This is a genomic window from Xylanibacter rarus, from assembly GCF_001275135.1.
Taxonomy (GTDB): domain Bacteria; phylum Bacteroidota; class Bacteroidia; order Bacteroidales; family Bacteroidaceae; genus Prevotella; species Prevotella rara.
In genome coordinates, this window is the sequence record NZ_LFQU01000002.1 from 156789 (window position 1) to 169926 (window position 13138).

The window sequence follows — 13138 nt, forward strand, 5'->3', positions numbered from 1 at the left end:
CCGACTGCCGCATTCAACGCGTCATACCGCATTATATGATATCACGTCAGGCACCTGCCGCGCCCTGACTTATTATATCTATAAGTATAGGCTTCATTCCGCCGACGAAACATTCAACGGCGATGACCATAAGCAGAAGGCCCATAAGGCGCATCATTACGTTGTTACCCGTCTCGCCGAGCACGCTCACAAGGCGCGTGGAGGCGCGCAGGATGAAGTATGTAAGCACGTAGATAAACACTATCGAGCCTATCAGTATGCTCTTCATCGTTATTGTATGGGCGTCGCTCATCAGCACGATGGTGTTGGCGATGGCGCCCGGACCGCAGAGCATAGGTATGCCCAGCGGCGTTATCGATATGTCGTTGGCATAGGTCTTTATCTCGTCAGAGTTGAGTTTCACGTGCGTGTAGCGTGCCTGCAGCATGTCGTAGCCTATCTTGAAGATTATCACGCCGCCGGCTATGCGGAAGCCGTTGGTGGATATGCCGAAGAACATGAAGATAAACTGGCCGGCAAAGGTGAACACGATGAGGATGATCAGCGCCGTGATGGTGGCGCGCTTTACGATAGACTGGCGCTGCTCTTCGCTCATGCCCTGGGTCATGGTAAGAAACACGGGCATCGTGCCGAGAGGATTGGCAAGCGTGAAGATTGATGTGAGGCACAACAGTGCGTAAGGAAGTAATGTTTCCATGGTTTTTTAAATTTTTCTGCAAATTTATAAATAAATTAATAATAAAGCCATAAATGTCATGAAAAATAAAAATAATAACCGCCCAATGGTTATTTCGGCTGCACGTGCCGGCAAATACAGCCGCCCAAAAAGCACACAGGACAGCGCCGCAAGGGCGCATATTAGGGGTTTCCCTATGCAATTTAGGCCTTTTCCTTTTGACATCTCGCCATTTTTTAGTTTCTTTGCACCAAGTAAACAATATTCAGAAACTTATGAGCACGAAAACAATTAAGAGATTTGCCATAGCCGCACTGGCAGCAGTAGGACTCTCACTGCCGGCATCGGCACAGCACTACAGCCACAGCCGCTACTACAACGAGAGCACCGGAAGACTGGAATATTCTTACGGACGCCACGACAGCGGACTGGGCACGGGCAACATGTATTACGGTTTCCGCATAGGTCCGGCGTTCTCAACGGTCAACTCTGACGACCCTACGCTCGACGGCAGCGACTCGCAGACAGGACTGACCGTAGGAGCAGTGGTGGGCATTCCGCTGTCGGCCGACATTCCGCTCTACCTTGAGCCGGGACTCTTCTACACCGAGAAAGGCGGAAAGAAGGACATAATAAACGACATGGGCGAGAAGAAGAAAATGACCTACGACCTCAACTACATAGAGATGCCCATCGTGCTGAAATACATCTACAGCATCACCGACCACTTCTCCGTGCAGCCGCAGTTCGGCGGATACCTGGCATGCGGCGTGGGCGGCAAGATGAAGAACTATGACGAGCGCAAGGCCTTCAGCTCGTTCTCCGACGATGCTTTCCAGCGCTTTGACGGAGGTCTGCGCGTAGGATGCGGCGTGGCTTACGACCTGTTCTACTTCGACATAACATACGACATCGGTCTGTCTAACATCTGTCACGACACGTTCGACACATCGCACAACGGATGCCTGTCGCTCAACTTCGGCGTAAACTTCTAAGTCTGCCGATGCCATTTAAAAGTGTGTACCCGGACGCATGCCGCAAGGCATGACGACAACATATCACAATTTATTTTATAATGTTATTTTTAAACTGAGGCTGCCTGCCCGCAAGGGGCACGGCGGCCTTTTTCGTTGACAGCCTTACGGGCTGCGCCACCGCCCGTAAGACAAGCGGTCAGCCCAGCCCAAATCCGGCGTTATTGTTCAGCCTGAATTTTTGCCTCATAACAATCCCGACGCATATAACAACATACCCTACAATGCGCCCCACATGAAGCCTCTGTAAGGCCGAACCGCAACAGCCTCACTACACAAGTCTGCCTTCTGCCATAGAGCGCTCCGCCTGCAGCAGCCACTCCTTGCGCCATACGCCCCCGGCATATCCCGTCAGGCTGCCGCCCGAACCGATAACGCGGTGGCAGGGCACTATGAGCGACACGGGATTGCGCCCTATCGCCGCCGCCACGGCCCTCACAGCCCCAGCGCCACACTCGCCGCAGGCAGCCATGCGCAGCGTCAGTTCCTTGTATGTCAGCGTAGTTCCGCATGGAATGTCCATCAGTCTGCGCCACACAAGGCGGCTGAACGGCGTGCCTGTGAAACTCAGCGGCGGCACAAACTGCGGCTCATGGCCGCTGAAATATTCGTCGAGCCACCTCACGGCAAGCCTCAACACGGGCACGTCTGCCTCTTCGGTTCTACCGGTCAGCGTGCTGCCGTAGTGTTTCTGTCCGTCAAACCACAGCCCCGTAAGCCTGTCGTCGCGGCATGCCAGGGTTATCTCTCCCAGCGGCGAATGATATTTGCATGTAAATGAAATGTCGCTCATGCGGATATGTTTTTACCTGTTAAACGATTAATGCGGCACGACAGACTGCCCGTTTACATGCCCGGCGCCACATTTCATCATAATATATGGCACGACAGAAACAGACTATACACACCAGAAAGCCTCATGCCGCCATACGGCTTTGCTCATTCAAGGAGCTACCTCCGTTTGCTCTCAGCCACGAATCTTCGCAGCAGAAAGGTCAGGAAATATGGAAATGTATAGAATTTGCCGTTGAATCCGATGTTCCTGTAGCCCAGTTTGATGCCATACTTCACGTCATTATATTTGTCATCATTCAGCAGTCTGTTCAGCGAAGCCGTAGCCCCGTCGTTGGCTTTCACCTCTACAGGTATAAGCGAATCGGCGTCCCTTATAAAGAAGTCCATCTCAAGAGCCGGCCTGTCGCTGTGATAGTAAAACAGCCGATAGCCCTGCTTTACGAGCATGTCGCCTACGATATTCTCGTATATCGCCCCTTTGTACGTGCCGAGATTCTTGTTTGCCCTCAGGTCTTCCTGTGCCTCCTCGTCGAGCGAGGCTATCAGCAGTCCTGTGTCCTTAAAGTATATCTTATACATCTTTGGGTCGTAGTTGCCTTTCAGCGGCAGCTCGGGCTGATTAAGACAGTAGCACACGTTCACCACTCCGGCATCGGCGAGCCATTCAACGCATCCCATATAGTCTCTGTTGCGCGCGTTTCTGGCTATCTTGGTTATCTGGAACCGCTTGTTCTCCTTTGCCAGGAAGGTCGAGATATGGTTATACACCGCCTTCACCTTTGCCTTGTCCAGACCTTCAACATATTTTGTTATGTCCTCCTCATAGTCTTTCAGCAGCTGGCGCTGAATGTCGAGCGTGCCGCTGAAATTCTTGTTCCTAACATACGTGCTGACCACTTCGGGCATGCCTCCGATTATGACATAGTCGCGGAACAGGCTCATCAGTGTGTCCATCTGCAGTTCAGACAGCGGCCTTACATCAAGCATGTGACTTAGCAGGTCGGCCGTGAAATCGTCGTTATAGCCCATTGCCCACAAAAATTCCTCAAAGTCCATCGAGTGCATCTCGTAGTCCTCTTTATATCCCACGCTGTTAGATTCTATCTCATTGTAGCTTATCCCCATGAGCGAGCCTGAGCAGATTACGTCGAAACGGCCGTCGAGCTTAAAAAACTTCAGCGACGTGGCGCAGTTGGGGCACGCCTGAAGCTCGTCGAAGAAGAATATGGTATTGCCGGGAATAAACTTCAGTTCAGGATTCAGCAGTGATATATTCTTCAGTATGGCGTCCACCTCAAATCCGTCGTTGAATATCTCACGGTATTTTTTCTGTTCGATAAAGTTTATCTCTATCACGCTTGCATAATTCTGACCGGCAAACCACTCTACTGAGCGCGTCTTGCCTATCTGCCTGGCGCCCTTGATGATAAGAGGCTTCCTGTCTGGTCTGTTTTTCCAGTCAGTCAGATATTTGTCAATCTTTCTTTTCAGCAACTTCTCCATATTTCCAAACGTCTTGATACATCTGCAAATATAGTAAATTTCACATTTTCCGCATCATAAAAACCCATATTTTTCACACTTTCCGTGCCATATTGCCCCATTATTTTCACATTTTCCACACAATATACAGCCATAAATTTCACACTTTCCGCATCCAAAAGGCCTATAAATTTCACATTTTCCCCTTATTAAGGCCAAAAGTAATCAGCTGTATAAGCAGACTAAGCCAACTGACGATACTTATTCTGACGGTACCTGTATAATGACATCATGAAGGTCGTGCGGCACACCACACACCGTGGCGCCGCCGCATTTTGTAAATATTTCAGACAAAGTCCATACCGTTTGACGTCTTCAGAATGCCCATGCTCCTCACGTCTCCGCGATTTTGCCTGAAAAACGTCAAAAACAAGCATTCGCACTAAAGCATTGACATACAGACATTTAAGCCATTTTGAAAGCAAAAGCCGCAGTGTTAAAATATATTACTCTGCCACTTTCGTTGCAAAACCCATAGGTTTACGCTCCAAAAGCAGTGCTATTGCAACGCAAAACAAGCCCTTACATGCCCCAAAAACATCATCTTCACACTCTCTTTAGCCGCACAAAAGCAAACATAAGTTAAAACAAAGACACTCAGCACATCATTTCTTTAACATCCATTAAAGCCTTCTTCTCCAGATTACAAAAAAATTTTGTCCTGACTTTTTACCGCGTTTTTAGTTTTTGTATGAAAGTAGTGAAATTATTTGTTGATACAATATAGGCACATTTTATCATCAATGATAATAACGTTCCAGAAGATACAAAAGCAAGGCAAATTCAGAAAATTACCATAACTATAGAATTTTGTTTTTTACATAAACAAGCACAAAAAATCAATATAATTTGCCAAATCACATTAAATTTTAGAGATTTGGCAAATTATAGTTTATTTTTAATCAAAAAAGAGCCAAAATCTGTATATATCATCAAGACTCTTTATCTTCACGTTTGCAGTTCTCTGCAGTTACAATCACTTTGAAACAGACATAGCGCTCTATTATTTTGATCCGTTCTACAAATGATACATAAAATGTAACTACAAAAATTGTTGCAACAAAAAGTGTATATACATTTATTGTAGTATTTTAATGACCTGCATCGTTTTTATATAAATATCAAGCCAAAGATTGTACAGCCATAATGGGCTTGAGCATTTGTATAGAAACAATATATTGTTTGTTAGAAGTGAAATAACGTGAGAAGAAAATTATTTTGTGTTCTAAGGATAAAACGTTCTCTGTCGACCTTTCTGTCGGTATGGCTGTTTTTGCACTCGATAATGCTAAAGTTTACTCAATAACAATCTTATACTGCATAAAATAATACATATTTTGTGCAATAGGCATTGTTATTTGAATAAAAAACAGTAATATTGTATTTGAATAACAACATATAAAAGATGAAAACAATCATTCTGAATCAACGCAAAGAACGTGACGAGCTGATGTCTCGTCCGTATTTGACGCGTAAGAGCAACCAAAATACAGATTTGCTATTGGGCAGCCATCTTATCAAGTTGATAACAGGTCCACGGCGAGTGGGTAAATCCACTCAGGCACTATTGATGCTGCGGGACAAGAATTTTGCATACTTGAACTTCGATAACTATCAATTGCTAGAAGCCTGGGATGCTGATTTGGTAATGCGGATGCTGGATGATGTATATCCCGGGTATGAATATATGTTGTTGGACGAGGTACAGAACCTTGACGGATGGGATCTGTGGGTCAGTGAACTGTATAGAATGGGAAAGAATCTCGTGATAACAGGCAGTAATGCCAGAATGCTCAGCAGCGAAATGGCTACAGTATTAACCGGTAAGTATCTTCAGGTAGAAATGTTGCCTTTTAGTCTTGAAGAGTTTTTCAACTGGAATAAGCTTGATTTGCATGTACAGGAACCAGAACACAAGACGGAATCTCTTGTGCTGACAGACGACTATTTGAGGTATGGCGGTTATCCGGAAGTAGTTGCTTCACGCCAACTGACCCGTAGTTACCTTGATACGTTATTTGATTCCATCATATGGAAAGATGTTGCCAAACGTCATAATGTCCGGAATGTGACCGATTTGAATAATCTGGCCATGTATCTTGTCTCAAACTTTTGTAATCCTGTCAGTGCTAATGAGTTAGCAACAGAACTTGACTTCTCCAGTGTCAATACGACAAAGAAATATATGGACTATCTCCATGAACCATACCTTTTCTATTATTTATCACGCTACAATAACAAACTTAAGCTGATGAAAAAAGCTCCAAGGAAAGTGTATGTAGTTGACAATGGCTTTGTGGTGTCCAAGGCTTTTTCTTTAAGTGACAATCTGGGACGATTGCTTGAGAATCAAGTTTTCATAGAACTTATACGCCGAGGTTATGATGTTGAAAAGACCATATTCTATTATCGTTCACGAAACGATAAGGAAGTTGATTTTGTACTTCGTGAAGGAACTCGCATATTACAACTTGTACAGGTCTGTTATGATATGAGCAGTCCTAAAACGGAGAAGCGAGAAGTGGACAGTATTGTTGAATGTGCCGGAGAATTAAAGTGTGATAATCTCGTTATTGTGACTTATAATAACAAACGCACAATAGAGAAAGACGATTATAAGATAGATGTAGTGCCAATCACAGAGTTTTAAATATATGGATGTCCTGACGCATTTTAGAAGCATAGAAGAATTAACAAAGACACTCTCACGTGAGCAAGGATTGCTGAGCGAGATGTTTGAAAAGCGAAAACTTATGAAGTTTCCGGTCGGGCTTGCCATAGACCTTGTCGGAGGAAATGAAACAAGATTGAGGAAACTGGTGGACTACGGTGTACTAGTGGAAACTGGCAATACGGTTGAGATAGAGAGTGACTACCTGAACTTCTTCGAAGAAGTGCTGAATGTAAATGAGGAAATCAGTGTGTTGAGCGTACAGGAATGTATCAACACATTGAAGGAGTATATAGGCTATTTCCTGCAAGAAACTAATACCAACCGTAAAGCCGGATATCAGGATAGTGTGCGCCAGCTTTTAAAGAAGACCGGATTCAGGACTTTAAAGAATGTGGTTGATTTGAAGCGCAATATGGATAATGCCTATAAGCAGGAACCCAATTATATTATCAAAAAGAAAAAACTGGAGAACTTAGATGAAAAGAGCCATAGCATTCGTGCAATGATACGTGAATGTGAGAAACTGATGGATAACGAGCATGCTTTTTTCATTATGGCCAATGATCCGCACATGGCCAAGACTTGTAGCGATGTGAAGCATGATTTTGTAGAAGCCTATCATGCGTTAATGGAGATTGACAGACAGATTATTTCTTATATCAATCAGATAGACCAGCAGAATAAACTTTACAAAAAGATACGAAGACTGAAGTATCTGCAAGATCAGCTACTGATCAAAAGTGGCACAAATATTAAAAATGTGTTGGAGGAAAGAAATCCTCTGTGGATGGAATCCCGTCAATACAATAAGATTCGTCTGTCTTTAGAAATGCTGCGGGAAGACGAATTGGTAGTAAAGATTCTGAGACGGATTGCCGAGCGTAATGGAATACATAAAACAGCAAAAACGGAAGCCGATCCCTTGACTGAAGAAGAACTGCAAAATCATGTCCGACTATTAAAGGATGTGGATTCTGCTGAAGTATGGAATTCATTCCTGGCATCAAGCTATAATTTGTTTGAATTCATCTTGAGGTACGACTATAAGGTAAAACGTAATATTGAAGAGCATGTTACTCTTTTCTGTCAGTTGGTCATCCTGCATCCGGATGAATGCCGGATGACAGGAAAATATGCAATTTATCAAGACATCGAATATCCTATAATTTATGCGAAATAATACTCGAAGAATATACGACAAGTTAAGCCGGGGAGAATTTCTTTCGGTGGACAGTGCAGACGCTTCTGTACGCCATCTTTATGAGGATGTCGAAGAGAATTTGGAGGATTATAAAGAATATTTCAAGGAAATAGGTCTGCAATTGGAATCAGGTAATGGTTACTTCTATTTTTCAAGGATAGGAGAGGCTAAACAGTCGATAGAGCAGAAATTGGACAGCTTTTCAAAATGGATTGACTATCTGGATTTTCTCAAATGCTATAATCAGTCATTTGCAGCTGGATATCAGTTCCGTAAAAGCCATTTGATAGAACAGATTAGTCTGGATATAGAACTGAAGGAAAAGGCGCACCATCTGTTCAAAAAATACGGCGTAGGCTCAAATAGTGAGATAGTAAACAAACTGTTACAGGAAATGCAGAATATGGGCTTTGCGGAGTGTATCAGTGAACTTGAGGAAACGTATAAGGTTACTTCTGCATTCCGTTATGTCGAAGAGTTAGTTGATATAATTCAAATAGCAAATGAAGATGAAATACCTGAATAAGATTATTTTTATCAATAGTGCCAATATCCCGTATGCAGAGATTTCTGTAGATGGGAATGTACATTTTACAGGAACCCAGGGCGTTGGTAAAAGTACTGTGTTGAGAGCATTGCTGTTTTTCTATAATGCAGATAAACATCGTTTGGGTATTCAACAGGGACAAAAATCGTTTGATGATTTCTATTTCAGTCAGTCAAACTCTTATATACTTTATGAGGTGATGCGTGATAATGGGGCTTATACGATTGTTGTATGCAGATATCAGGGGCGTGCTTCATGGAGGTTTATTGATGCTCCTTATCAGCGTGAATGGTTAATCGATGGCGATAACCGAGTACTGAGTGACTGGGTAAAGATTCGTGAACGTATAGACAAAAATGTAGCTGTTTCTGCCAGAATAGAATCCGGTGTGATGTTTAAGGATATAATTTTCGGTAACACCCATGACCATAAATATACACGTTATGCATTGGTTCAGAGTCCGCATTATCAGAATATTCCACGAAGTATTCAAAATGTTTTTCTAAATACAAAACTTGATGCAGACTTTGTAAAGGATACTATAATACAATCCATGACAGATGAAGATTTACCGCTTGATTTGCAGACCTACAGACGACTCGTTACAAATTTTGAACGAGAGTATGACGAGATAGACTGTTGGTTTCGCCAATCACGTGATGGTAGTTATCCCGTTCGTCAGCAGGCTTTGAAAATAGCTGAACAAGGGCGTATAATCGTTGCACTTGACCAGCAGTTGGCAGATGTATGGCATATGCTCAATCATGCTGTAGCCTATAGTGAAGAGCACATACCTCTTTGGGAAGCTAAAGATATCGAAACTAAGGCTGAAATAGAGAAAGAACTTAACCGTGAAAAAGAACTCACATCTGAATATGATAAAGAAAAGGACTCTCTCAATCAAGATCTTGGTTCAAAGAAAGGGAAACTGAAAGATATAGCACAGGCAAGAAAGGAATTTGAGGCTATAGGTATAGACGAAAAGCTGGCTCTTGCCTGTCGTGAATCTGCTATCAAGCAGGAAATAACTGAAAAACAAAATCTATTGGATGATTTATTGAAAACTCATGCATCTATAGAAGAAAAGTACAATATTGCAAGGGAAAAACTGGAAAATGCACGTCAGGCGTTCGAGAATGTTCAGAAAAAGGCGTATTATCATAAGCAGGACGAACTTCAGATAAAGCGTAAGTATTTGGAAGAGGAATATATCAAAAACAGAAAGCAGATTATGGATGCTTTCAACAACTGGCAACATGACTCGGATGAGCGTTTGCAAATTCTGTTGGTTGAACAGAACAAGGCAGATAGCGCACTTAAAGAACTTCGTCACTGGAATCCAAAGGCAGATGAAATAAAGCAGGTGGATGATGAACTACAGAAATTGAATTTTAAAGAGAAGGAAAATACGATCCTGCAAGCAGCAGTAAAAAGCCAGATAGATCGGATTACAGCCGAGTACAGGATGAAAGAAACGGAAATAAAACAGGAGTCGCAGCATGAGCAGGAACGTCTTGAAAGTGAGCGTATAACTCTTCGTGAACAGATGGCGAAGATTGATGATATATTGGCTCATTTAGACGGTTCTCTATATAAGTGGCTTTGTGATAATTCGGAAGGTTGGGAGAACACTATAGGCAAAGTTGTTGACGAAGAAAGAATTCTATATGCTCAAGGACTGGAACCTCAATTGGATACAGAGTCCAATGGTCTGTTTGGTATAAAATTGAACCTGGATAACATTGCTTCTGTACATCGTACGCCTGACGATTATAGATTAGAGAAGAGCCACCTGGAAGAACAGGTGCAACATATTAACCGTAGGCTTGCACAATTACCAATTAACCTTCAAGAAGAGATTTCTAAACTTGGCAAGAAACATGCCGCTCAGATAAATCCCCTTCGTCAGAAGAGGACATCGCTGAGGGTTGAAGAAGGACAAATACCCGTCAAACGGCAAAACCTACAAACCAGTAGGCATAAATTTCAGATGGAGGAACAAGAGCTGATTAAGCAAGAAAAGGATATCCGCGAACGCTCCTATAATGAATCTGTTTTGCATGTAAATTCGGAGCGGGAAACTCGTGATAAGAATAAAAGCAAAAATAAGAAAGACCTTAAGAATCTTGATTCATCATTTAAAAAGGCTACGAATCTTCTTGAAGATGAATTACGTATTTTCAAAGATAGACAAGAGGATGAAGCCAGAGAGCGTTATCAGGAGTTTTCCGAACAGAAAAAGCAACTTGATGAACAGCAGACAGCAGAACTTGCCGGAAAAGGTGTTGATACAAATTTGTTTGAGAAATATCGTGTAAATTTAAATAAATTAAGGGGACTTTTGGCAAAAATTGAAGATGAACGTTCAATAGTTTTCAAATATCGTCACACTGAGCAAAATCTTTTTGCTAAGGAACCGGAAATAAGAAAGGAAATTAAAAATATTGAACAGCGACTTGCCATGATACGTCAGCGTTATGAAGATAAACGAATACGTATCGAGAAAAAATGTAAAGAAATGAAAGAACACCAGGAAGAACTCCATAATGAACTTTTACATATGAGAGAAGGCTTAGAACTTTATCATCAAATGGTAGAGAATGAGCATCTGGTACCTGATACTTTCCTCTCGGATGACAAAACGAAGAATACTGAGCTGGATTGTCAGCAACTTTTAAGTCAATTTAGGGGTACTGTAAATCAAAAACGCGAATCAATTGAAAAACTTAAGTCATTAGTTGTCAATTTCAATCGTAACTTCAAGCCTCAAAATGCTTTCCATTTTAATACGATGCCAATAACAGATAATGACTATTTGCAGATTGCCTTTGATTTGCAGGACTTCATGGATAATAACAAAATAGAGGATTTCCGCAGACGTACAAGCGAACACTATAAAGATATTTTAGGACGTATCTCGACAGAAATAGGGTCACTGATAAAACGCAGATCAGATGTAGATGGGGTGATACAAGACATAAACCGTGATTTTATAGAAAAGAATTTTGCTGGTGTAATCAAGAGTATTGAACTCAAGTCAGATGAATCATCAGACAAACTTATGAAACTGCTTATATCCATTCACGATTATGCTGTAGAGAATGCTCTTTCAATAGGTGAATTGAATCTTTTCTCAAGTAATAACCGGGATGAAGTGAACCATAAGGTCGTGGATTATCTGAAGAGTCTGTCTCATCAGCTACATAATGAACCTAATCGTCCGACTGTATCGTTAGGTGATGCTTTCCGTTTACAGTTTCGCGTGAAGGAGAACGACAATGACACAGGCTGGACCGTACGTATTAATAATGTTGGATCTGACGGTACGGATATCCTTGTGAAAGCAATGGTCAATATCATGCTCATCAATGTTTTTAAGAAAAAGGTAGCCAGAAAAAGTGGTGATTTCATTGTACACTGTATGATGGATGAGATAGGACGCTTACACCCTAACAATATAAAAGGCATTCTGCAGTTTGCCAATACGCGCAATATATATATTATTAACAGTTCACCGACATCGTATAATGCTTACGACTACCGCTATACCTATATGTTAAGTAAGCATGGGGTGAGGACGAGAGTGGAAAAGTTGTTAAAACGAATAAATTAGTCAGATGATATGGCAATAAGCGCATCTATACAGGCATTGTTGGCTGGTGAACAGGTTGCCGGCTCAAAACTAAACAATAAGTTGCTTGATGAACTGTTGGCTGAAGGTATGCTATTGGTGATATCACATGGTTCAAGAAAATCATATCTTGCCCGTGACACAGATGCTCTTAAAAGGTTTCTTGTAGATAAGGATGAAAGTTACCGAATTCTTGAAGTAAACGTTCCTGATTCCCGTGCGTCAATGGCAATGGAAACAGGAAATTCAAAACTTGCTACAGTTCGTTCCTGCCCTGGATTTCCTATAAACAGCTACGAACCTATTGAATGTTTTCTTTGTGGAGAGCCATTTTTGGTAAATCCGCAGGAAGGAAGCTTCCTGTTTGTCTCAGACTGGGAAAAATTTACGATTCCAGAAGATGTGGTAATAATTGGTATCGAGAATATGGAAAATTTTAGGATGATTCGTAAACAAAGAGAATTATTTGAAAATTATCTCAAAACACATGATTTTTCAAACAGAGTACTCTTTGTATCCAGATATCCACAATCTTCTGACCTTAGAAGGTGGCTGTGTTCTATTCCAAATTATTATCTCCATTTCGGAGACTTTGATTTGGCTGGAATTAATATATTTCTCTTAGAATTTCATCAATATCTAGGCAAGGAACGTTCTTCATATTTAATTCCTGACGATATTGAATTCCGTCTGCAGTCTGGCTCTCGGAAAAGATATGATGAACAGTATAACTATTTCAAAGATATCAAATCAGATTTATTCGAGTTGCAGCAATTGATAACTTTAATTCATCGTGAGCAAAAAGCCTATGATCAGGAGGGTTACATATGTTGTAATTCGTAATATATAAAAACTCTTTAATTTATAAATTATCCCTGTTGTCATTCCCACTGAGTTCTCAGTTGACAGCATAAAATATTAATAGTAATAATTTTTAAATCAAAAACAGCCAAAATCAGTATATATAATCATTTATCCGATTCTTCGTATTCTAACTCACAAGATGTATTGTTCGAGGATATTATGTCGTTCTATTTC

At 41.7% G+C, this 13138-nt stretch carries 10 protein-coding genes; 7 read left to right on the forward strand and 3 right to left on the reverse strand.

Annotated elements, in window-relative coordinates; translation table 11 throughout:
* Positions 1-46: 46 nt before the first annotated feature.
* The gene (locus tag ACU52_RS02385) at positions 47-697 is read right to left on the reverse strand and encodes a MarC family protein (RefSeq protein ID WP_053397613.1); all 651 of its coding nucleotides are present in this window, start codon (positions 695-697) and stop codon (positions 47-49) included.
* Between the two features lie 58 nt (positions 698-755).
* On the opposite strand from ACU52_RS02385, the gene ACU52_RS14935 reads away from it, so the two are divergent.
* Together ACU52_RS14935 and ACU52_RS02390 are read left to right on the forward strand one after the other, a co-directional pair.
* Complete coding sequence (locus ACU52_RS14935; protein ID WP_147630742.1) at positions 756-971, forward strand: hypothetical protein; 216 nt, start codon at positions 756-758, stop codon at positions 969-971.
* Positions 952-1671: a porin family protein gene (locus ACU52_RS02390; protein ID WP_053397614.1), complete on the forward strand. Its 720-nt coding sequence runs from the start codon at positions 952-954 to the stop codon at positions 1669-1671. The genes ACU52_RS14935 and ACU52_RS02390 overlap by 20 nt, the downstream gene beginning before the upstream one ends.
* Positions 1672-1981: 310 nt before the next feature.
* Here the strand turns inward: ACU52_RS02390 and ACU52_RS02395 are convergent, their stop codons facing one another.
* Together ACU52_RS02395 and ACU52_RS02400 are read right to left on the reverse strand one after the other, a co-directional pair.
* Complete coding sequence (locus ACU52_RS02395; protein WP_053397615.1) at positions 1982-2503, reverse strand: methylated-DNA--[protein]-cysteine S-methyltransferase; 522 nt, start codon at positions 2501-2503, stop codon at positions 1982-1984.
* 158 nt (positions 2504-2661) lie between these two features.
* Positions 2662-4008 (reverse strand): ATP-binding protein, encoded by a 1347-nt coding sequence (locus ACU52_RS02400; protein WP_053397616.1) that lies wholly within the window; start codon positions 4006-4008, stop codon positions 2662-2664.
* Positions 4009-5452: 1444 nt separating this feature from the next.
* Here ACU52_RS02400 and ACU52_RS02410 point away from each other — a divergent pair.
* The 5 genes from ACU52_RS02410 to ACU52_RS02430 are packed head-to-tail and all read left to right on the forward strand — an operon-like array spanning position 5453 to position 12943.
* Positions 5453-6697 carry an ATP-binding protein gene (locus tag ACU52_RS02410; RefSeq protein ID WP_053397618.1) on the forward strand — a complete coding sequence of 415 codons (1245 nt, stop codon included), beginning with the start codon at positions 5453-5455 and terminating at the stop codon, positions 6695-6697.
* A gap of 4 nt (positions 6698-6701) precedes the next feature.
* A complete protein-coding gene (locus tag ACU52_RS02415) occupies positions 6702-7901 on the forward strand; it encodes a hypothetical protein (protein ID WP_053397619.1) in 1200 nt (399 codons plus the stop codon).
* Complete coding sequence (locus tag ACU52_RS02420; RefSeq protein WP_053397620.1) at positions 7891-8448, forward strand: condensin complex protein MksE; 558 nt, start codon at positions 7891-7893, stop codon at positions 8446-8448. The genes ACU52_RS02415 and ACU52_RS02420 overlap by 11 nt, the downstream gene beginning before the upstream one ends.
* Positions 8432-12082: an ATP-binding protein gene (locus ACU52_RS02425; RefSeq protein ID WP_053397670.1), complete on the forward strand. Its 3651-nt coding sequence runs from the start codon at positions 8432-8434 to the stop codon at positions 12080-12082. The genes ACU52_RS02420 and ACU52_RS02425 overlap by 17 nt, the downstream gene beginning before the upstream one ends.
* A 9-nt stretch (positions 12083-12091) precedes the next feature.
* The gene (locus ACU52_RS02430; protein ID WP_053397621.1) at positions 12092-12943 is read left to right on the forward strand and encodes a DUF7281 domain-containing protein; all 852 of its coding nucleotides are present in this window, start codon (positions 12092-12094) and stop codon (positions 12941-12943) included.
* Positions 12944-13138 lie beyond the last annotated feature (195 nt).

What these genes read in the sequence shown, in the direction of transcription:
- ACU52_RS02385 (WP_053397613.1), bottom strand. Translation starts at nt 697, where the DNA reads ATGGAAACATTACTTCCTTACGCACTGTTGTGCCTCACATCAATCTTC.
- ACU52_RS14935 (WP_147630742.1), top strand. Translation starts at nt 756, where the DNA reads ATGAAAAATAAAAATAATAACCGCCCAATGGTTATTTCGGCTGCACGT.
- ACU52_RS02390 (WP_053397614.1), top strand. Translation starts at nt 952, where the DNA reads ATGAGCACGAAAACAATTAAGAGATTTGCCATAGCCGCACTGGCAGCA.
- ACU52_RS02395 (WP_053397615.1), bottom strand. Translation starts at nt 2,503, where the DNA reads ATGAGCGACATTTCATTTACATGCAAATATCATTCGCCGCTGGGAGAG.
- ACU52_RS02400 (WP_053397616.1), bottom strand. Translation starts at nt 4,008, where the DNA reads ATGGAGAAGTTGCTGAAAAGAAAGATTGACAAATATCTGACTGACTGG.
- ACU52_RS02410 (WP_053397618.1), top strand. Translation starts at nt 5,453, where the DNA reads ATGAAAACAATCATTCTGAATCAACGCAAAGAACGTGACGAGCTGATG.
- ACU52_RS02415 (WP_053397619.1), top strand. Translation starts at nt 6,702, where the DNA reads ATGGATGTCCTGACGCATTTTAGAAGCATAGAAGAATTAACAAAGACA.
- ACU52_RS02420 (WP_053397620.1), top strand. Translation starts at nt 7,891, where the DNA reads ATGCGAAATAATACTCGAAGAATATACGACAAGTTAAGCCGGGGAGAA.
- ACU52_RS02425 (WP_053397670.1), top strand. Translation starts at nt 8,432, where the DNA reads ATGAAATACCTGAATAAGATTATTTTTATCAATAGTGCCAATATCCCG.
- ACU52_RS02430 (WP_053397621.1), top strand. Translation starts at nt 12,092, where the DNA reads ATGGCAATAAGCGCATCTATACAGGCATTGTTGGCTGGTGAACAGGTT.